Raw genomic sequence first — 17623 nt, forward strand, 5'->3', positions numbered from 1 at the left:
AAATTTTTAGTTCATGGCATGGTGGCGCTGAGCCGGGCCCGCGTGCCACCCGGTGCGCAGCCGCAAAAAAGGCGGCCGAGGCCGCCTTTGGGGTGCTGGCGCGCAGCGCGCTTACATCAGCAGATGTTCGCCTGCGTTGTCACCGCCCAGGATCACGTAGTTGACCTTGCGGATGTCCATCAGCTTCTTGCCGCCGGAGTAGCTGATCGAGCTTTGCACGTCCTGCTCCATCTCGATCAGGGTGTTGGCCAGAAGACCCTTGACGGGCTCGAGGATGCGCTTGCCCTCCACGTGCTTGTACTCGCCCTTGTTGAAGTCCGAGGCCGAGCCGTAGTACTCCTTGAAGCGTTGGCCGTTTTCCTCGACGGTCTGGCCCGGCGATTCCTCGTGGCCCGCGAACAGCGAGCCGATCATCACCATGGTGGCGCCAAAGCGCACGCTCTTGGCGATGTCGCCGTGGCTGCGGATGCCGCCATCGGCAATGATGGGCTTGGTCGCCACGCGCGCGCACCACTTGAGCGCCGACAGCTGCCAGCCGCCCGTGCCAAAGCCCGTCTTGAGCTTGGTGATGCAGACCTTGCCGGGGCCGATGCCGACCTTGGTGGCGTCAGCGCCCCAGTTCTCCAGGTCGATCACGGCTTCGGGCGTGCCCACGTTGCCGGCGATCACGAAGGACTTGGGCAGCTTTTCCTTGAGGTAGCCGATCATGTTCTTCACGCTGTCGGCATGGCCGTGGGCGATGTCGATGGTGATGTATTCGGGGCACAGGCCTTCGGCGACGAAGCGGTCCACGGTGTCGTAGTCGGGCTTCTTGACGCCCAGCGAAATGGAGGCGAAGCAGCCCTTGCCCTGCATCTCGCGCACGAACTGCACGTTGTCCAGGTCAAAGCGGTGCATCACATAGAAGTAGCCGTTCTGGGCCAGCCAGGTGCAGATGCTCTCATCCACCACCGTCTTCATGTTGGCCGGCACAGCCGGGATGCGGAAGGACCGACCGCCCAGCTCCACGCTGGCATCACACTCCGAGCGGCTTTCCACGCGGCACTTGCGCGGCAGCAGCAGGATGTTGTCGTAGTCGAAGATTTCCATTTGATTCCAAGCTCCATGAAAGGTCGCGGCAGGAACATCCCTCCGCGATGGGGCGCTTGGCTTGGAGGCCGGTCTTGCGGGCGGCGCGGGCGGGCCGCGTCGCCAGGGCGGCTGTGGCCCGGGCACAAAAAACCGGACCGCAAGAAACTTGGGCCCGGTGATTGATTCTATACGTTGCCGGCGACGGGCCTGGGCACACTGTCGATATAGCGGTTATAGGGATGGCGTTATGAGCCTGCAAGGACGCGCTGCGCGGGCCGATTGCCGGCCGATTGCGGGAAATGCGGCATCGGTTTCCCCGGGGAGCGAGGTGCTTTCTACAATGCCAGGATGTTCCCGATCGATCTGCTCGACGGCACCTCCGGTGCCGCGCCCGCCCCCAACTCCCCTTTGCTGACCCACCTCAACGAGGAGCAGCTCGCTGCCGTCACGCTTCCGGCCGGCCACGCGCTGATTCTGGCCGGTGCGGGCTCGGGCAAGACGCGGGTGCTGACCACGCGCATCGCCTGGCTGCTGCAGACGGGCCAGGCCACGCCGGGCTCCATCCTGGCCGTGACCTTCACCAACAAGGCGGCCAAGGAAATGCTGGCCCGCCTGTCGGCCATGCTGCCCTACAACGTGCGCGGCATGTGGATCGGCACCTTCCACGGCCTGTGCAACCGGCTGCTGCGCGCCCACCACCAGGCGGCAAAGCTGTCGTCCACCTTCCAGATCCTGGACACGCAGGACCAGCTGTCGGCCGTCAAGCGCCTGTGCAAGCAGTTCAACGTGGACGACGAGCGTTTTCCGCCCAAGCAGCTGCAGTACTTCATTGCCGGCTGCAAGGAAGAGGGCATGCGCCCCGGCGACGTTGTGGCGAATGATCCCGATACGCGCAAGAAGGTCGAGATCTACCAGCTCTACGAGGAGCAGTGCCAGCGAGAGGGCGTGGTCGATTTCGGCGAGCTGATGCTGCGCTCCTACGAGCTGCTGCGCGACGATGCCGCGCTGCGCGCCCACTACCAGCGGCGCTTTCGCCACATCATGGTCGACGAGTTCCAGGACACCAACAAGCTGCAGTACCAGTGGCTCAAGCAGCTGGCGGGCGACATGGTGGATGGCCGCCTGCAGGCCACGGGCAGCGTGATCGCCGTGGGCGACGACGACCAGAGCATCTACGCCTTTCGCGGTGCGCGCGTGGGCAACATGCAGGACTTCGTGCGCGAGTTCGACGTGCGCCAGCAGATCAAGCTGGAGCAGAACTACCGCTCCTACAGCAACATCCTCGACTGCGCCAACGCGCTCATCAGCCACAACAGCCAGCGCCTGGGCAAGAACCTGCGCACCACCCAGGGCCCGGGCGAGCCCGTGCGCATCTACGAAGCGCCCACCGACATGGCCGAGGCGCAGTGGATGGTCGAGGAAATCCAGCAGCTCGTGAAAAAGGACGGCTGGCAGCGCCAGGAAATCGCCGTGCTCTACCGCAGCAATGCGCAAAGCCGGGTGATCGAATCGCAGCTGTTCAATGCCGCCATTCCCTACCGCGTGTACGGCGGCCTGCGCTTTTTCGAGCGCGCCGAAATCAAGCATGCGCTGGCCTACCTGCGCCTGCTGGAGAACCCGCACGACGACACCAGCTTTCTGCGCGTGGTGAACTTCCCGCCGCGCGGCATCGGCGCGCGCAGCGTGGAGACGCTGCAGGACGCGGCGCGCAGCGCGGGCTGCTCGCTGCACGATGCCGTCTCGGCAGTGCCGGGCGCGCCGGGCACCAAGCTCGCAGGCTTTGTCGCCAAGATCGACGTGCTGCGCGAGCAGACCCAGGGCCGCACGCTGCGCGAGATCATCGAGGCCATCGAGGAAGAAAGCGGCCTGCTCGAGCACTACCGCAACGAAAAGGAAGGCGCCGACCGCATCGAGAACCTGCAGGAGCTCGTGAACGCGGCCGAGAGCTTTGTCACCCAGGAAGGCTTTGGCCGCGACGCCGTGGCCCTGCCGCTGGACGAGCACGACGGCGCCAGGGCGCTGACGCAAAGCCCGGCCAGCCAAGGCCTGGACCCTGCGCAGCCGCTGCTGGACACGCCGCTCACGCCGCCGGCCGGCACCGTGGCCGGCATGGTCGATGCCGATACCGGCGAGACCCTGTCGCCGCTGGCCGCCTTCCTGACGCACGCGGCGCTGGAGGCTGGCGACAACCAGGCCCAGGCCGGCCAGGACGCCGTGCAGCTGATGACCGTGCATGCCTCCAAGGGACTGGAATTCGACGCCGTCTTCATCGGTGGCGTGGAAGAGGGCCTGTTCCCGCATGAGAACGCCATGATGGACCGGGGCGGCCTGGAGGAAGAGCGCCGCCTGGCCTATGTGGCCATCACCCGCGCGCGCAAGCGCCTGTACCTGAGCCATTCGCAGACGCGCATGCTGCACGGGCAGACGCGCTACAACGTCAAGAGCCGTTTCTTCGACGAGCTGCCCGATAAGGCGCTCAAGTGGATCACCCCCAAGCAGGGCGGCTTTGGCAGCTACGCACCCCGCCCCGGTGGCGGCGGCGGTGGTGGCTATGGTTCACGCGATCGCGGCGGCTTCGGCAACAAGGCCGAAGGCTGGCGCAGTGAGGTCTTCGCCAGCCCGCCCGTGCCGCCGCAAAAGGCCGCTCCGGGCCACGGCCTGCGCGTGGGCCTGAACGTGTTTCACAACAAGTTCGGCGAAGGCAAGGTGCTGGCCCTGGAAGGCACGGGCGACGACGCGCGCGCCCAGGTCAGCTTTGGGCGCCACGGCACGAAGTGGCTGGCGCTGTCCATTGCCAAGCTCACGGTCGTGGAGTGAGGCGCGGGCTGCCGCGCCCGGCGCTCAGGGCTTGACTTCGAAGCTCAGCGTCGTGGTGTGGCGCACGTCGGTGTATTTCTTGCCGTCCAGCGTGACCGAGCCGTTGTCCACGCGCGCCGTCACCTCCAGCACGTACAGGCCCGGGAAGTAGGGCTTGAAGCTCACCGTGCCGTCCTGCGATGGCGTGAGCGTGCGGTACCAGCCCTCGCTGGTCTGCACATTGACCTGGCTGGCCGCGACCTTGCGGCCCTTGAACACCAGCTGGAACGTATCGCCGCCCGCCGTGGTGGGCACCAGCTCCAGGTCGTTCACGGCCTTGGTGTCATTGCGGCCGAAACGGGCCTGGTAGTAGGTCAGCACGCCATTGGCGCCGGGGCGCGTGGCGGCAATGCGCACATCGCCCTGGCCTGCGTCCGCGGTGAAATGATTGGCGTCGGCCTTCAGGGGAAGGCTCTTGCCGTCGGGCAGGACCTGCTTGGCGTCTTCCAGAGCCGGCAGCTGTTCCAGCGGCTTGCGCAGCTCTCCGGCATAGGCCCGGGCCTGTCCTGCGTCCTGCTGCAGCCAGAGATAGTCGGCATGCGCGGCCGGCACCGCCAGTGCGGCGGCGGCGGCCAGCCATGCGGCGGTGCTGCGAAGGATGCGGGAAGGTTCGGTCATGGAGTCTCTCCTGTGGTGTGGCTCTGCGTGCGCCTGCCGGGCCTTGAGGGGCGTGATCCGGCGGGGCTGAAGATGGTGCGATGGCGGGCGAGCGACGCCGCAATGCATCAGAAATTATAGCGATCAGGTGAGAATGACTCTTGTTTTGCACGCTAAGAGTCGGGTTCATGACATCCATGCAATTGCGGCGCAGACATGCAAAAAGGCCATGGAAATCCATGGCCTTTGTGTGGCGGCGCCACTCGCCGCAGGGCGGCGGGGCGACGGGGCGCTATGGCGGCGGTCAGGCCGACAGCTTGGGCTGGGCAGCGGTGCCGGTCAGGTAGCCGACGGCGGCACCGAACTTGCCGCGATAGTTGGCGCTGATCAGCGGGTCCAGCGTGGGCTTGACCACGTTGTGGATGGCGCCCCAGTCACCGGCGTGCTGGAAGTTGCTCATGATGTAGGTCCAGCCGTTGATCTCGTCCACGGCATGCAGGCCCGTGGATTCGCCGCCTGCGGGAATCGACATCAGGCGCGACAGCTGCTTGGTGTCGATGTTGTAGGCCCACAGGAAGTTGTTCACGTGCTGGCCGCTGTCCTCGCCGATGAACAGGGTGCGCATCTTCTCCGAGAACTTGAGGTTGTCGGGGTTGCAGATCTTGTTCGGGTTGCCGGTGTTGCCCAGCGCGTCGGCGCTGATGTCTTCGCCGGCCAGCAGGGCCTTGGTGTCCACGGGCATCCACTCGCTGTTGATGGCGGCGCCTGCCGTGTCCTTCTGGCCGCCGCGCAGGTTCAGTGCCATCACGGCGCCGGCCTTGAGCTGCTTGGGGATGGACACGCCGTTGCCAGCCACGTTCAGCGCGTCACCGGCCACCATGGACTTTTCGCAGTTCTGCAGGGCCGAGTAGGCCACCTTGTCCTTGGCGTTGACGGTCGTGCCTTCCATCTTGGTGAAGCCCATGCTTGCGCCCTTGAAGGCGGCGTAGCGGTGGGTTTCCAGGAAGGCGGCAGCCTTGTCCATGCCGGGGTTGATCTTGATCCACTCGACCTTGCCGTTGGCCGTGATCTTGGTGTAGCTGGCGTCGCCCGGATCGGTCTTGGCCACGGACATGATGTCCGTGGGCTTGAGCGTGTTGGCCAGCTGCTCGATCTCGGCGCTGGTGGCCGAGCCCAGCTTGATCCAGGTCAGCGCGGCGGCGCTGCCCGATGCGGGGTCGATGGAGAAGCCCGCGCCCACCTTGGCCACGTACAGCGAACCCGAGGACAGGTCCTTTTCCTTGTCGGCCACGAAGACGAAGTAGCCGCTGTTGGTGGCGTCGTCGCCCATCAGCGCCGTGCGCTGGTCGGGCATGACCTGGACCAGCTCGTGCGAGATGCGGCCCATGCAGAAATGCTTCTTGATGCTGGCCGTGCCGTCCACGTTGACCGTCACTTCGGGCATGTGGCCGTAGTGGTAGGGGTTGGCCTTGGTCTGGTCGCCATACAGGTTCTGGCTGAAGGCCTGCAACTGCGCATTGCCGGTGGCGAAGGCGTCGGGCTCGTACTCTTCGCTGGACAGATGGGTGCCCCAGGGCGACAGGCTGGCGCCGCAGGTGATCCACAGGCCATGCACCTTGGAGGTGTCCACGTTGTGGTACTTGACCAGGCTGAGCTTGCCCGTGGTCTGGTCCTGGTCCAGCGTCAGCACGGCGATGGGCGAGGGCAGCTTGCCGTACATGTCGGTCTTGCCATCCTGCGCCCAGGTCGTGTATTCGAACTGCACCACGGCGAACACGGGCTTGCCCTTGACGCCGTCCACCTTGGCATTGGGCACGGTCAGCAGCGAGGTGCCGTCGGGCGAATCGGAGAAGAAGTGGCGCTCGCTGCCGGCCACGGTGCGGTCGATGATCTTGTTGTTGTTGATGTCGTAGTAGCCGCCGGCCAGGATCTTGCCGCCCTTGCCATCGGACACTTCATCGCCGGTGACGAAGAACGGCTGGTAGCCCAGGTCGAAGCTCTGCTCGCTGTTGTCGCTGAACTGCACCTTGAGCTGCGAGGCCACGGTCATCCTGGCCATGGCCTGGGGGTTGGCCAGCGTGGGCGCTGCCATGGAGGTGAAGCTGGCTGCCACATAGTTCTTCGCGGGGCCGTCGTCACCGCCGCCGCAGGCGGTCAGCAGGCCGGTGGCGGACACGGCGGAGCCGAGCGGCAGCAGGGGGGCGCCGGTCAGGAATTGCAGCGCCTTGCGGCGGGAGAGCATCGTGGATTGGGACATGGGGCTTCCGTTATGGGTTTGTCAGCGTCAACCCATCGGGGGCGGGATGGGTCGGGATGCCGCCGCGCACTCGCTGGCTTGACATCCGCACGGCATGCTAGGCAGCCGGTGTGACAGAGCAATGGCATCCGCGTGACGAAACCGTGACAGCGTCATATGGCAGCCGCCAGGCGAGGGGTGCCAGGCGATACGGCCAGTCAAAAAACAAAGAAGAGGCGCGAAGAAGGGTCCGAAGAAGGGCCCGAAGAAAGGTCCAAAGAAAAAGCCCCTTGAAAGGGGCTTTGTGGGGTGCAGTGGCGAAGCGCTCAGCCGGACAGTCCGGGCGGCGCAGGCGGCTCGGTGCCGATGGCGTCGCTGCCATCGCTTTCATCGGGAGCTGCGAAGCAGTCACGGAAGGTGAAGACGATGGAGGTGAAGAACATGGCGGCCAGCAGCATGGCCGTGCCGATCATCAGGCCATTGGCAATGCTGCCCAGCACCTGGGCCAGCACGGCCGAGATCAGGGCCATCACGATGCCGGCCACGATGAACACGCCCATCCAGCTCAGGCCGAAGACCACCAGCGCGCCGATGTTGCGCACACAGGCCACCAGGCTGAAGAACACGGCCTTGACCGGGGGCACGTTGTGCCAGTGCACCAGCCCCGGCGCGTGCCAGAACAGCAGGGACAGCGGCAGGTACAGGCCCATGCTCAGCCACATGGCGGCCTGGAAGTCGGGCGACTCGGCGATCTCGCGCGTCAGCGGCTCGCCGCCCAGGTAGACGTTGGCAAACTGGCCGTCGTCCACCAGCATGGACAGGCCCATGATCAGCAGGAAGCCTGCCGCATACATGGCGCCCAGCGTGAGCATGGAGTTCAGGCGCTGGCGCCCGGTGCGAAAGGCCACCAGCAGCAGGGCCGGCGTGGGCGCACGCCCGTGCGATGCCTCGGCCGCCGCCACCATCATGGCCAGCGAGGTGGCCGGCAGCAGGCCCAGCGCGATCACGGGGCCGATCAGCGGCAGCACCGTGACCAGGGACATGGCCGCCATCGACAGAAAGAACAGCGCCGCCAGTGCCAGCGGCTGCTGGCGGAAGGTGCGGATGCCCTGCTGCACCCATTGCAGGCCGGTACGGGCGGGAACGATGAGAAGTTTCATGGGGTGAGGAAGTCGGGGCGCCTGGATGGGGCATGGCCTCTGGCATGGGCCGCGCCGCTGGCGCCCGAACGGGGACTGTACCCGAGGACGCGCGGCCCGTGGACCGCAAAGCCCTCTGTCGGCCGCGCTGTGGCGGCCTTCGGACGTCAGTCCAGCGCCACCGGGTGGGCCAGGCGCTGGCGCAGCACGCGCTCGAAATGGGTGGGGTCGTGGGGAACGAGCATGGAGGCCTCGCGCGGCAGGTGGAAATCCCACAGGCGGGAAATCCAAAAGCGCAGCGCACCCGCGCGCAGCATGGGGTTGAACAGCTCGCGCTCGGCGGCGGTCAGGGGGCGTACCGACTGGTAGGCGTCGATCATGGCCCTGGCCTTGGTGGCGTCATGGGCGCCGGTGGCGTGTTCGACGCACCAGTCGTTGAGGCACACGGCCAGGTCGAACAGCCAGCTGTCCACGCCTGCGAAGTAGAAGTCGAAGAAGCCGGTCAGGCGCTCGCCCTCGAACATCACGTTGTCGCGGAACAGGTCGGCGTGCACGGGGCCGCGCGGCAGCGCCGCATACGCGGGCGAGGCGGCCACATGGTTCTGGAAGGCCAGCTCGGAGCGCAGCAGGTCGGCCGTGGGTGCGTCTATGTGAGGGATGACCGTGGGCACGGTCTCGTTCCACCAGGGCAGGCTGCGCAGATTGGGCTGCTGGCGATCGTAGTCGCGTCCGGCCAGGTGCATGCGCGCCAGCATCTCGCCCACGGCGGCGCAGTGTGCGGGCTGGGGCGCCAGCTCGCTCTTGCCGGGCAGGCGGTTGACGATGGAGGCCGGCTTGCCGCACACGCTCAGCAGGATGTCGCCGCTGCGGGTCTCGGCCTGCGGGTCGGGCACGGGAATGCCGGCCTGCGCCAGGTGCTTCATCAGGTACAGGTAGAAGGGCAGTTGCTCGGCCGTCAGGCGCTCGAACAGCGTCAGCACCCACTCGCCCTGTTCAGTGGTGAGAAAGTAGTTGGTGTTCTCTATGCCGCCCTGGATGCCGCGCAGCTCCTTGAAGGAACCCAGGGACATGCGGCGCAGGAGCTCGCGCGCATCTTTGTCGGAGACTTCGGTGAAAACGGCCATGTTTGCATTGCCGGCCAGCACGGCTCGGCGGAAATCGTTGTCGTCAGATATGGAAAGAGGGCAGCGCCGTCAGGTGCTGCCCCCTGGGATGCCGCCGGGCCGGAGGCCCGGACAGTCCGGTGAGGATCAGAACTTCTTGAGGTTCCAGACGCGCGTGCCGTTGGTGCCGTCGCCATCGCCGCGGTTGCGCGAGGAACGGGCGCCGTCGTTGGACTGCACTTCATACGAAGGCATGTCGCCGACCTTGGGCTGCACGGTGATGCTGCGGGTCTGGCCGCCCACGCGCAGCTCGTCAACGCGGCTGCCGCCATCTTCCACATGGATGTGTTCCACGCGCTGATTGGTTCGGTCGCGGCCCTCGGGCTTGGCCGTGTCCGGCGCGGTCTGCTCGGTCGCCGCCGCAGGAGCGGTGGAGGCAGCCGGGGCAGACGTGGGGTTCTGGGCCAGCACGGAGCTGGCGGCCAGGGTCAGGAAGATGAAAAGTGGAGCGGCGCGCATAGGCTCCATTGTAGAACTTGCAGCGGGCGCTGTCCCGCCCTGTCACCCTGCCGGCGCGTGCACAATCGGCGCATGAGCAATTCCAAGACCCTGGTGCTGATCGACGGCTCCAGCTACCTCTACCGCGCCTACCACGCCATGCCGGACCTGCGCGCCGAGCCCGGCAACCCGGAAAGCCCTGCCACGGGCGCCATCCGCGGCATGATCAACATGCTCCAGGCGATCAGGAAGGAAGTGGCGGCCGACTACGCCGTCTGCGTGTTCGATACCAGCGGACCCACCTTCCGCGACACGCTCTACCCCGAATACAAGGCGCACCGCTCGCCCATGCCCGACGATCTGCGCTCGCAGATCGAGCCCATCCATGAAGTGGTGCGCCTGCTGGGCTGGCCGGTGCTGGCCATCCAGGGCGTGGAGGCCGACGACGTGATCGGCACCCTGGCCAAGACGGCCGCCGCCCAGGGCGTGAACGTGGTGATCTCCAGTGGCGACAAGGACCTGTCCCAGCTGGTGGACTCCCACATCATGGTGATGGACACCATGAGCGGCAAGCGCCGCGACGTGGCCGGCGTGACGGCCGAGTTCGGCGTGCCGCCCACGCAGATGATCGACTACCAGGCCCTGGTCGGCGATGCCGTGGACAACGTGCCCGGCGTGTCCAAGGTGGGCCCCAAGACGGCCGTCAAGTGGCTGGCCGAGCACGGCTCGCTCGACGGCCTGATTGCAGCGGCCGACGGCATCAAGGGCGTGGCCGGCCAGAACCTGCGCGATGCCATCGCCTCGGGCCAGCTGGCGCTGAGCCGCCAGTTGGTCACCATGAAGACCGACTGCGACCTGAGCGCCGAAGTGCCCACCCTGCCGGTGCTCGACGCGCTGGCGCCGCGCGAGCCCGATACCGCGCCGCTGCGCGACTTCTATGAGCGCTACGGCTTCAAGGGCCTGGCGCGCATGCTCGGCGGTGCCGCGCCCGAGCCCGATGCGCTGGAAGCCGTCAAGGCCGGCCGCAAGCCAGCGGCCAAGCCGCGTGCCGACCAGTCCACGGGCGACATGTTTGCCCAGGAGCAGGCCGAATCCGACGAAGCCACCACCGAGGCCGAGGCCGTCCAGCAGCGCCCGCTGGACTATGACGTGGTGCTGACCTGGGAAGCGTTCGACCAGTGGCTGGCCAAGATCAACGCCGCCGAACTCACGGCCCTGGATACCGAAACCACCTCGCTGGACGAGATGCGTGCCGAGATCGTGGGCATCTCGCTGAGCGTGGAGCCCGGCGCCGCTGCCTACATCCCCCTGCGCCATGCCGGCCCCGACGCGCCCGAGCAACTGCCGGCCGACGAAGTGCTGCAGCGCCTCAAGCCCTGGCTGGAGGATGCGGCCCGGCCCAAGTTGGGCCAGCACGTCAAGTACGACCGCCATGTCTTCGCCAATGCCGGCATCGAGGTGCACGGCTATGTGCACGACACCATGCTGCAAAGCTATGTGCTGGAAGTGCACCGCCCGCACGGCCTGGCCAGCCTGGCGCTGCGCCACACCAACCGCACGGGCATCAGCTATGAAGACCTGTGCGGCAAGGGCGCCCACCAGATCCCGTTCGCCCAGGTGCCCGTGGACAAGGCTGCCGCCTATGCCTGCGAGGATGCCGACCAGACCCTGGACGTGCACCGCGTGCTGTGGCCGCAGCTGCAGGCCAACGACGGCCTGCGCGGCGTCTACGAGCTGGAGATCGCCACCAGCGAGGCCCTGTTCCGCATAGAGCGCAACGGCGTGCTCATTGATGCCGCCACGCTGGCCAAGCAGAGCAACGATCTGGGCCAGCGCATCGTGCAACTGGAGCAGGAGGCCTACGACATCGCGGGCCAGCCCTTCAACCTGGCCAGCCCCAAGCAGCTGGGCGAAATCTTCTTCGACAAGCTGGGCATGCCCGTGGTCAAGAAGACGGCCACCGGCGCACGCAGCACCGACGAAGAGGTGCTGGAGAAGCTGGCCGAGGACTATCCGCTGCCCGCCAAGCTGCTGGAGCACCGCAGCCTGTCCAAGCTCAAGGGCACCTATACCGACAAGCTGGCCCAGCTGGCGCTGCCGCGCACGGGCCGCGTGCACACGCACTACGCCCAGGCCGTGGCCGTGACGGGGCGCCTGTCCAGCAACGACCCCAACCTGCAGAACATCCCCATCCGCACGCCCGAAGGCCGGCGCGTGCGCGAGGCCTTCATTGCCGCGCCCGGCCATGTGATCGCCAGCGCCGACTACTCGCAGATCGAGCTGCGCATCATGGCCCACCTGTCGGGTGACGAGTCCCTGCTGCGCGCCTTCCACGAAGGCCGCGACGTGCACCGTGCCACGGCATCGGAAGTCTTCAACGTGGAGCTGGAGCAGGTCAGCAGCGAGCAGCGCCGCTATGCCAAGGTCATCAACTTCGGGCTGATCTACGGCATGAGCAGCTTTGGCCTGGCCAAGAACCTGGGCATAGAGACCAAGGCCGCGGCCGCCTACATCGACCGCTATTTCCAGCGCTATCCGGGCGTCAAGCGCTACATGGACGAGACGGTGGAATTCGCGCGCGACCACGGCTACGTGGAAACCGTCTTCGGCCGCCGCCTGTACCTGGTGGACATCAACGGCGGCAGCGGCCCGCGCAAGAAGGCGGCCGAACGGCAGGCCATCAACGCGCCCATGCAGGGCACGGCGGCCGACCTGATCAAGAAGGCCATGGTGGCGGTGCAGGCCGAGCTCGATGCCAGGCAGTCCGAGGTCCGCGTCATCATGCAGGTGCACGACGAACTGGTGTTCGAGCTGCCCGAAGGCGAGTCGGACTGGGTGCGCACCGAGATCCCGCGCCTGATGGCCGGCGTGGCCGACCTGAAGGTGCCGCTGCTCGCCGAGGTGGGCCTGGGACCCAACTGGGACAAGGCACATTGAGCTTCACGCAGGCATCGTAGACTTGGCCGGTTCTCAACCACCACCAAGGAGAGATGCATGCGTGACGATCAGCAGCAAGACCTGAAGGCCCTGGTTCCGGGGCGCAGCAGCGAAGAGGGGCCTACGCGGCGCCTGGCATTGCAGACGGCCCTGGGCCTGGGCTATGCCGCAGCGGCCACGCCGCTCATGGCGCAGACCGCCATCTCCACGCCGGCCGACGGCCTGACGGCCGGCGAGGTGCATTTCACCGTGAACGGCTTCAAGGTGCCCGCCTACCGCGCCGCGCCCGCGGGCAAGAAGAATGTGCCCGTGGTGCTGGTGATCTCCGAGATCTTCGGCGTGCACGAATACATTGCCGACACCTGCCGCCGCCTGGCGCGTGCCGGCTACCTGGCCATTGCCCCCGATCTGTATGCGCGCCAGGGCGACCCCAAGACCTATACCGACATCGCCAAGCTCATGAGCGAGCTGGTCTCCAAGGTGCCCGACGAGCAGGTCATGGCCGACCTCGACGGCGCCGTGCAATGGGCCGGCACGCAGGGCGGCGATACGGCGCGCGTGGCCATCACGGGCTTTTGCTGGGGCGGGCGCATCACCTGGCTGTATGCGGCCCATGGCCCGGTCAAGGCCGGCGTGGCCTGGTACGGCCGGCTGGAAGGCGCCAAGACGGCGCTGCAGCCACGCCATCCGCTGGAGCTGGTCTCCAGCCTCAAGGCGCCGGTGCTGGGCCTGTATGGCGGGCAGGACACGGGCATTCCGCTGGAATCCGTGGAGCGCATGCGCGAGGCGCTCAAGCAGGGCTCGGCAGCGGCCAAGGCCTCGGAGTTCGTGATCTACCCGGAGGCGCCCCACGCCTTCCATGCCGACTACCGGCCCAGCTACCGCGAGCAGGCTGCGCGCGACGGCTGGCAAAAAATGCTGGCTTGGTTCAACAAGAACGGCGTCGCGCCCTGAGCTTTTTTGAGCAGGGGGGCTTGACAGCTTCTGTAGGCTGAAACCGAGGGCACCCGACACCGTGGCCTGCTTCCTTCATGGGATCGCAGGCCACGGCTGCGATGGGTCCTGTCTTTCTGCGAGAATTCGCGGGTTTCGCCTGCAAGGGCATACGGTTGAAGCACAAATCGCTATGACATTGGTAGCAATCATTCTGGCCACCCTGGCCGCCGGTATTGGCAGCGTCTGGGTGGCCGCGTTGTTGATGGGGCTGGGAGGCAATCGCTCGCCGGGCATGATGCCGCAGCGGCTGTTGAGCCTGGCGGCGGGCGCGCTGCTGGCCACGGCCTTCATGCACCTCTTGCCCGAAGCCTTCGAGAGCGAGGCCGGCGCGCATGACCTGTTCGTGACGCTGCTGGTGGGCCTGGTGTTCTTTTTCCTGCTGTCCAAGGCCGAGCTGTGGCACCACGGGCACGAGCACGGCGCGCCGCCTGCCCATGAGCATGATCACCACGAACATCACGATCACCAGGGCCACGCCCATGACCATTCCCATGACCACCATCATGGCCACCGCCACGGCGGCTGGGCGGTGCTGACCGGAGACAGCGTGCACTGCTTCGGCGATGGCGTGCTGATCGCCTCCGCCTTCATGGCCGACATGCGCCTGGGGCTGATCGCGGCGGTGTCGGTGCTGGCCCACGAGGTGCCGCACCACATGGGCGACATCGTGGTGCTGCGCCAGTCCAGTTCCAACCGGCGCGTGGCGCTGATCAAGGTGTCCATGGCCGGGGCCGTGACCACGCTGGGCGGCATTGGCGGCTATTTCCTGGTGGGACAGCTGCAGGAACTGCTGCCGTACTTCCTGGCCGTGGCCTCCAGCAGCTTCATCTACGTGGCGCTGGCCGACCTGATTCCCCAGCTGCAAAAGCGCCTGAGCGCCCGCGAGACCGTGGCCCAGGTGGGCTGGCTGATGCTGGGCATCGTGCTGGTCACCGTGGTCAGCCGCGCGGCGCACGCGCACTAAGGCTGATGTTGAGGGTAAGGCGCGGGTCCTAGCCTGCGCGGGCCTCCTGGGGTGCCGGCCCCAGCAGGTCGGCATAGTCCACGGCGTACTTGATGAAGGCCGCATGGCCGTCGATGCGCAGCTTGCGGCGCAGGTGCAGGCGGTGGGTTTCCACGGTACGCACCGAGGTGCCCATCAGCGCGGCGATTTCCTTGTTGGAGCGGCCCTCCGAGATCCACTGCAGCACGCTGGCCTCGCGCGGCGTGAGGGCGCGCCGGGGCCCGGACGCGCCGCCGTCTTCCTCGGCCACGGGCTGCAGGCCGGGGCTGAAATACAGGCCGCCGGCGTAGACCCGGTCTATGGCCTCGATGAGCTGCTGCGCAGGCGCGTCCTTGAGCACATAGCCGCGCGCGCCCAGCGCCACGGCGCGGCGCACGTATTCGGGGTCTTCGTGCATGGACAGCACCAGCACGCGCACCAGCGGGAACTGATCGCGGAACAGCGCGGCCAGGTCGATGCCGCTGGCGCCCGGCATGCGGATGTCGGTGACCACCAGGTCGGGCGACAGCTCGCGGGCCAGCGGCAGGGCCTGGTCCACGCTGGCGGCCTCGCCCACCACACGGATATGGTCCGTGGCCTGCAGGCGCATGGACACGCCGTCGCGCACGAGAGGGTGGTCGTCCACCAGGAGGATGCGGATCATGGGGTTCATGCAGCGGCCCGTGGGAGTTCGAATTCCGGTGAGGGAGACAGCGGCATGCCGCCATCGCGGTAGAGCACGGCGACCAGCCGGGTGCCCCGGCGCCCCGAACTGATGGACAGGTGGCCGCCCAGGCCTTCGATGCGCTCGCGCATGTTGCGCAGGCCGATGCCGCCCTGGCGGTCGCGCTGCACGCGGCGCATGTCGAAGCCCTGCCCGTCGTCGCTGACCTGCAGCACCACGCGGCGGCGCTGAAAGTGCAGGCTGACATCGATGCGCGTGGCCTGGGCATGGTTTTGCGCATTCGTCACGGCTTCCTGGGCCACGCGGAACAGGGCCGTGGCGTGGCTGGGCGGTAGAAAGCGGGTCTCGCCCCGGCAGCCGAATTGCATGCGCAGGCCGTCCTCGGCCTGCATTTGCTGGCTCATCAGCGCCAGGGCCGGGGCCAGGCCCAGGTCGTCCAGCAGGGCGGGGCGCAGGCCGTGGGAGACACGCCGTATCTCCACCAGCGCGTGATTGAGCTGCTCCAGGCCCTGGTCCACCATGCGCTGGGCCGTGGCCGGGTCCTGCGCGGCCAGCCGCCTGAGCTGGGCCTGGGCCGTCTCCAGCAGGAACTTGGAGGAGACCAGCACCTGCACCACGCCGTCATGCAGGTCGCGCGCCACGCGCGTGCGTTCCTCTTCCTGCGAATGCACCACGCGCTGGGCCAGCCGCTGCAGCTTGTTGCTGGACACGCGGTGATCGCTGAGATTGAAGACCAGCCCGGCCACGCCGATGAGCACGATGCACAGCGCCGCAATGCCGAAGATGCGCCAGCGCGTGGCCGCGATGTTGGCCTGGGCGCTTTCGTCGATCTGGCGCAGCGCCTGCTCCACATCGTCCAGGTACAGGCCCGTGCCCAGCGACCAGCCCCATTCGGGCACCGTTGCCACGTAGGCGAGCTTGGCCTCGGTACGCAGCGATGACGGTTTTTGCCACTGGTAGCGCACCAGGCCGCCGCCGCTGCGCGCGGCGTCCAGGATGATCCTGGCGGGTCCTGCGCCGCCGGGGCTGTTGGGATCGCACAGGTCCACGCCCGACAGGCCCATCTGGCGCGCATCCAGCAGCACGTTGCCGTGTTCGTCGTAGACAAAGAAGTAGCCGTCCTCGCCGAACTGCATGCGCGACAGCGTATCCAGCGCCTGGCGCCGCTGCACGGATGGCTCCTCGCCGCTGGACTTGATGCGCGTCAGCGCCGTGGTCGCCAGCTGGACGTAGTGGCGCAGCTCCGTCTCCTTGCTGTGCAGGTAGGCGGTCTCGACCAGTTCGCGTTCCTGGTGGGCCAGCTCCAGGGTCTGGTGCTGCACGGTCGCCGCGACCAGGCCCAGGGCGAGCGCGATGGCGGCAATCGACAGAAGTGCAAGTTTCAGCGGAAGTTGCATGGAAGCCTGTGTGGGGTGCACCGACGATCTTTTCCGCCCAGTGGCCGGGCCTTGTCAACAGGGCTTGCGCGCATGCCGCCAGCGCAGGGCGGCGGCCTTTGAATGGCAGGCGCTGTATTTTCCAATGGCCTGCGCGCCCCGTATATCCACACGCATTCACGCGCGCGTGAAAAGGCGTTTGAATATCCCAAGGGAAACACCATGGAAAATGGTTTTTTGGGCGCGAAAAAATATCCCATGGATACTGGAAATCCGAGATGCATTTTCTTGGTGCGTACTCCCCTTTTTGGGGTTTTGGATAATCGTTTTGCCGTATTGTGGTGCGCCGTCCCTCTGATGCCTGATGTGCTGCTTGCTGTTGAGCAGATTCCGTGCCAAACCATTGTTTTCAAAGAATGTTGAAGGGCTGCGTAGCACTGCGTGGGTCCGTGTGCGTAGTGGTGCGTAGGGGAAAATTCATTATCGAATGCCCCAGATCCCTGCCTAGAATTTCTCCGTGAAATCACGAATTCGAATCATTTTGTATCGATGATTCAGGTCACCTCTGAGGACTGGGTTAATGGTGACAAAGTGTTTCCATAACGCCAATGCAGTAATGCTTGGCACGGCAGTGGCAGCTTGTATTTTTGTTTGAGAAGGGCAATACCATGGATATTCGAACGAACCTGGGGCGCATGGCGCTGGCATGCGGGGTGGCGGTGACGGCGGCGGCGCTGGTGGGTTGCGCTGCGCCCAACAAGCGCGAGGTGCTGTCCACCACGCAGATCTACCCGGCCATCGGCCCGTACTCGCAGATGGTGGCGCATGGCAACACCATCTACTTCTCGGGCGTGCTGCCGCTGAACGCACAGGGCACGGCCATCCAGGGCGCCACCATCGAAGAGCAGACGCGTGCCGTGCTCGACCACATCGGCGCCAAGCTCAAGTCCCAGGGACTGGGCTACGAGGATGTGCTGTCCACCTCGGTCTTCATGAAGGACCTCAACGAGTTCGCCGCCATGAACAAGGTCTATGGCGAGTACTTCAAGACCGGCGCCCCCGCTCGGGCCACGGTGGAAGTGGCGCGCCTGCCGCGCGATGTGAAGATCGAAATCTCGGCCATCGTCGGCCGCCGCTGACCGCTTGC

The 17623-nt window shown here is 66.5% G+C and carries 14 protein-coding genes; 6 read left to right on the top strand and 8 right to left on the bottom strand.

The features are described from left to right. Positions 1 to 111: 111 nt before the first annotated feature. Entirely contained in the window at positions 112 to 1089 is a 978-nt protein-coding gene (locus DA1_RS00955) for a GMP reductase (protein ID WP_013800939.1), read from the bottom strand. A 330-nt stretch (positions 1090 to 1419) separates the two neighbouring features. Here DA1_RS00955 and DA1_RS00960 point away from each other — a divergent pair, with 330 nt between their 5' ends. Beyond that, a complete protein-coding gene (locus tag DA1_RS00960) occupies positions 1420 to 3888 on the top strand; it encodes a UvrD-helicase domain-containing protein (protein ID WP_034396744.1) in 2469 nt (822 codons plus the stop codon). Positions 3889 to 3912: 24 nt separating this feature from the next. Here the strand turns inward: DA1_RS00960 and DA1_RS00965 are convergent, their stop codons facing one another. From DA1_RS00965 to DA1_RS00985, 5 genes are all read right to left on the bottom strand, one after another. Further along, positions 3913 to 4545, bottom strand: coding sequence for a hypothetical protein (locus DA1_RS00965; RefSeq protein WP_013800941.1), 633 nt, complete (start codon positions 4543 to 4545; stop codon positions 3913 to 3915). 283 nt (positions 4546 to 4828) lie between these two features. Beyond that, positions 4829 to 6781, bottom strand: a complete 1953-nt coding sequence (locus DA1_RS00970) for a PhoX family protein (protein WP_034396741.1) — start codon at positions 6779 to 6781, stop codon at positions 4829 to 4831. Positions 6782 to 7086: 305 nt separating this feature from the next. After that, complete coding sequence (locus DA1_RS00975; RefSeq protein WP_012207126.1) at positions 7087 to 7920, bottom strand: BPSS1780 family membrane protein; 834 nt, start codon at positions 7918 to 7920, stop codon at positions 7087 to 7089. Between the two features lie 146 nt (positions 7921 to 8066). Further along, entirely contained in the window at positions 8067 to 9023 is a 957-nt protein-coding gene (locus DA1_RS00980) for a homoserine kinase (RefSeq protein ID WP_034398909.1), read from the bottom strand. Positions 9024 to 9149: 126 nt separating this feature from the next. Continuing rightward, the gene (locus DA1_RS00985; RefSeq protein ID WP_034396739.1) at positions 9150 to 9521 is read right to left on the bottom strand and encodes a hypothetical protein; all 372 of its coding nucleotides are present in this window, start codon (positions 9519 to 9521) and stop codon (positions 9150 to 9152) included. Between the two features lie 72 nt (positions 9522 to 9593). Between DA1_RS00985 and polA the strand changes: the two genes are divergently transcribed. The 3 genes from polA (at position 9594) to DA1_RS01000 (ending at position 14397) form a co-directional block, all read left to right on the top strand. After that, positions 9594 to 12437 carry a DNA polymerase I gene (gene polA, locus DA1_RS00990; protein ID WP_034396737.1) on the top strand — a complete coding sequence of 948 codons (2844 nt, stop codon included), beginning with the start codon at positions 9594 to 9596 and terminating at the stop codon, positions 12435 to 12437. A 57-nt stretch (positions 12438 to 12494) separates the two neighbouring features. Beyond that, positions 12495 to 13391 (top strand): dienelactone hydrolase family protein, encoded by an 897-nt coding sequence (locus tag DA1_RS00995; RefSeq protein ID WP_012207122.1) that lies wholly within the window; start codon positions 12495 to 12497, stop codon positions 13389 to 13391. Positions 13392 to 13563: 172 nt separating this feature from the next. Next, positions 13564 to 14397 (top strand): ZIP family metal transporter, encoded by an 834-nt coding sequence (locus tag DA1_RS01000; RefSeq protein ID WP_034396735.1) that lies wholly within the window; start codon positions 13564 to 13566, stop codon positions 14395 to 14397. Between the two features lie 28 nt (positions 14398 to 14425). Here DA1_RS01000 and DA1_RS01005 read toward each other — a convergent pair whose 3' ends face one another. Both DA1_RS01005 and DA1_RS01010 read right to left on the bottom strand, forming a co-directional pair. Continuing rightward, on the bottom strand, positions 14426 to 15088 hold the full coding sequence (locus tag DA1_RS01005; protein ID WP_034396733.1) for a response regulator: 663 nt from the start codon (positions 15086 to 15088) through the stop codon (positions 14426 to 14428). Beyond that, on the bottom strand, positions 15085 to 16497 hold the full coding sequence (locus DA1_RS01010) for a cache domain-containing protein (protein ID WP_034396731.1): 1413 nt from the start codon (positions 16495 to 16497) through the stop codon (positions 15085 to 15087). The genes DA1_RS01005 and DA1_RS01010 overlap by 4 nt, the downstream gene beginning before the upstream one ends. A gap of 102 nt (positions 16498 to 16599) precedes the next feature. Here DA1_RS01010 and DA1_RS30190 point away from each other — a divergent pair, with 102 nt between their 5' ends. Both DA1_RS30190 and DA1_RS01015 read left to right on the top strand, forming a co-directional pair. After that, positions 16600 to 16899: a hypothetical protein gene (locus tag DA1_RS30190; RefSeq protein WP_155294315.1), complete on the top strand. Its 300-nt coding sequence runs from the start codon at positions 16600 to 16602 to the stop codon at positions 16897 to 16899. 245 nt (positions 16900 to 17144) lie between these two features. Continuing rightward, complete coding sequence (locus DA1_RS01015; protein ID WP_012207118.1) at positions 17145 to 17615, top strand: Rid family detoxifying hydrolase; 471 nt, start codon at positions 17145 to 17147, stop codon at positions 17613 to 17615. Positions 17616 to 17623: the final 8 nt, after the last annotated feature.

The organism is Delftia acidovorans NBRC 14950 (assembly GCF_001598795.1).
GTDB classification, from domain to species: domain Bacteria; phylum Pseudomonadota; class Gammaproteobacteria; order Burkholderiales; family Burkholderiaceae_C; genus Comamonas; species Comamonas acidovorans.

Excerpts from the sequence above, each read along its gene's own strand:
- DA1_RS00970 (WP_034396741.1), bottom strand. The coding sequence starts at position 6,781 with ATGTCCCAATCCACGATGCTCTCCCGCCGCAAGGCGCTGCAATTCCTG.
- DA1_RS00995 (WP_012207122.1), top strand. The coding sequence starts at position 12,495 with ATGCGTGACGATCAGCAGCAAGACCTGAAGGCCCTGGTTCCGGGGCGC.
- DA1_RS00965 (WP_013800941.1), bottom strand. The coding sequence starts at position 4,545 with ATGACCGAACCTTCCCGCATCCTTCGCAGCACCGCCGCATGGCTGGCC.
- DA1_RS01005 (WP_034396733.1), bottom strand. The coding sequence starts at position 15,088 with ATGAACCCCATGATCCGCATCCTCCTGGTGGACGACCACCCTCTCGTG.
- DA1_RS00980 (WP_034398909.1), bottom strand. The coding sequence starts at position 9,023 with ATGGCCGTTTTCACCGAAGTCTCCGACAAAGATGCGCGCGAGCTCCTG.
- DA1_RS01015 (WP_012207118.1), top strand. The coding sequence starts at position 17,145 with ATGGATATTCGAACGAACCTGGGGCGCATGGCGCTGGCATGCGGGGTG.
- polA (WP_034396737.1), top strand. The coding sequence starts at position 9,594 with ATGAGCAATTCCAAGACCCTGGTGCTGATCGACGGCTCCAGCTACCTC.
- DA1_RS00985 (WP_034396739.1), bottom strand. The coding sequence starts at position 9,521 with ATGCGCGCCGCTCCACTTTTCATCTTCCTGACCCTGGCCGCCAGCTCC.
- DA1_RS00975 (WP_012207126.1), bottom strand. The coding sequence starts at position 7,920 with ATGAAACTTCTCATCGTTCCCGCCCGTACCGGCCTGCAATGGGTGCAG.
- DA1_RS30190 (WP_155294315.1), top strand. The coding sequence starts at position 16,600 with ATGGCAGGCGCTGTATTTTCCAATGGCCTGCGCGCCCCGTATATCCAC.
- DA1_RS01010 (WP_034396731.1), bottom strand. The coding sequence starts at position 16,497 with ATGCAACTTCCGCTGAAACTTGCACTTCTGTCGATTGCCGCCATCGCG.
- DA1_RS00955 (WP_013800939.1), bottom strand. The coding sequence starts at position 1,089 with ATGGAAATCTTCGACTACGACAACATCCTGCTGCTGCCGCGCAAGTGC.
- DA1_RS01000 (WP_034396735.1), top strand. The coding sequence starts at position 13,564 with ATGACATTGGTAGCAATCATTCTGGCCACCCTGGCCGCCGGTATTGGC.
- DA1_RS00960 (WP_034396744.1), top strand. The coding sequence starts at position 1,420 with ATGTTCCCGATCGATCTGCTCGACGGCACCTCCGGTGCCGCGCCCGCC.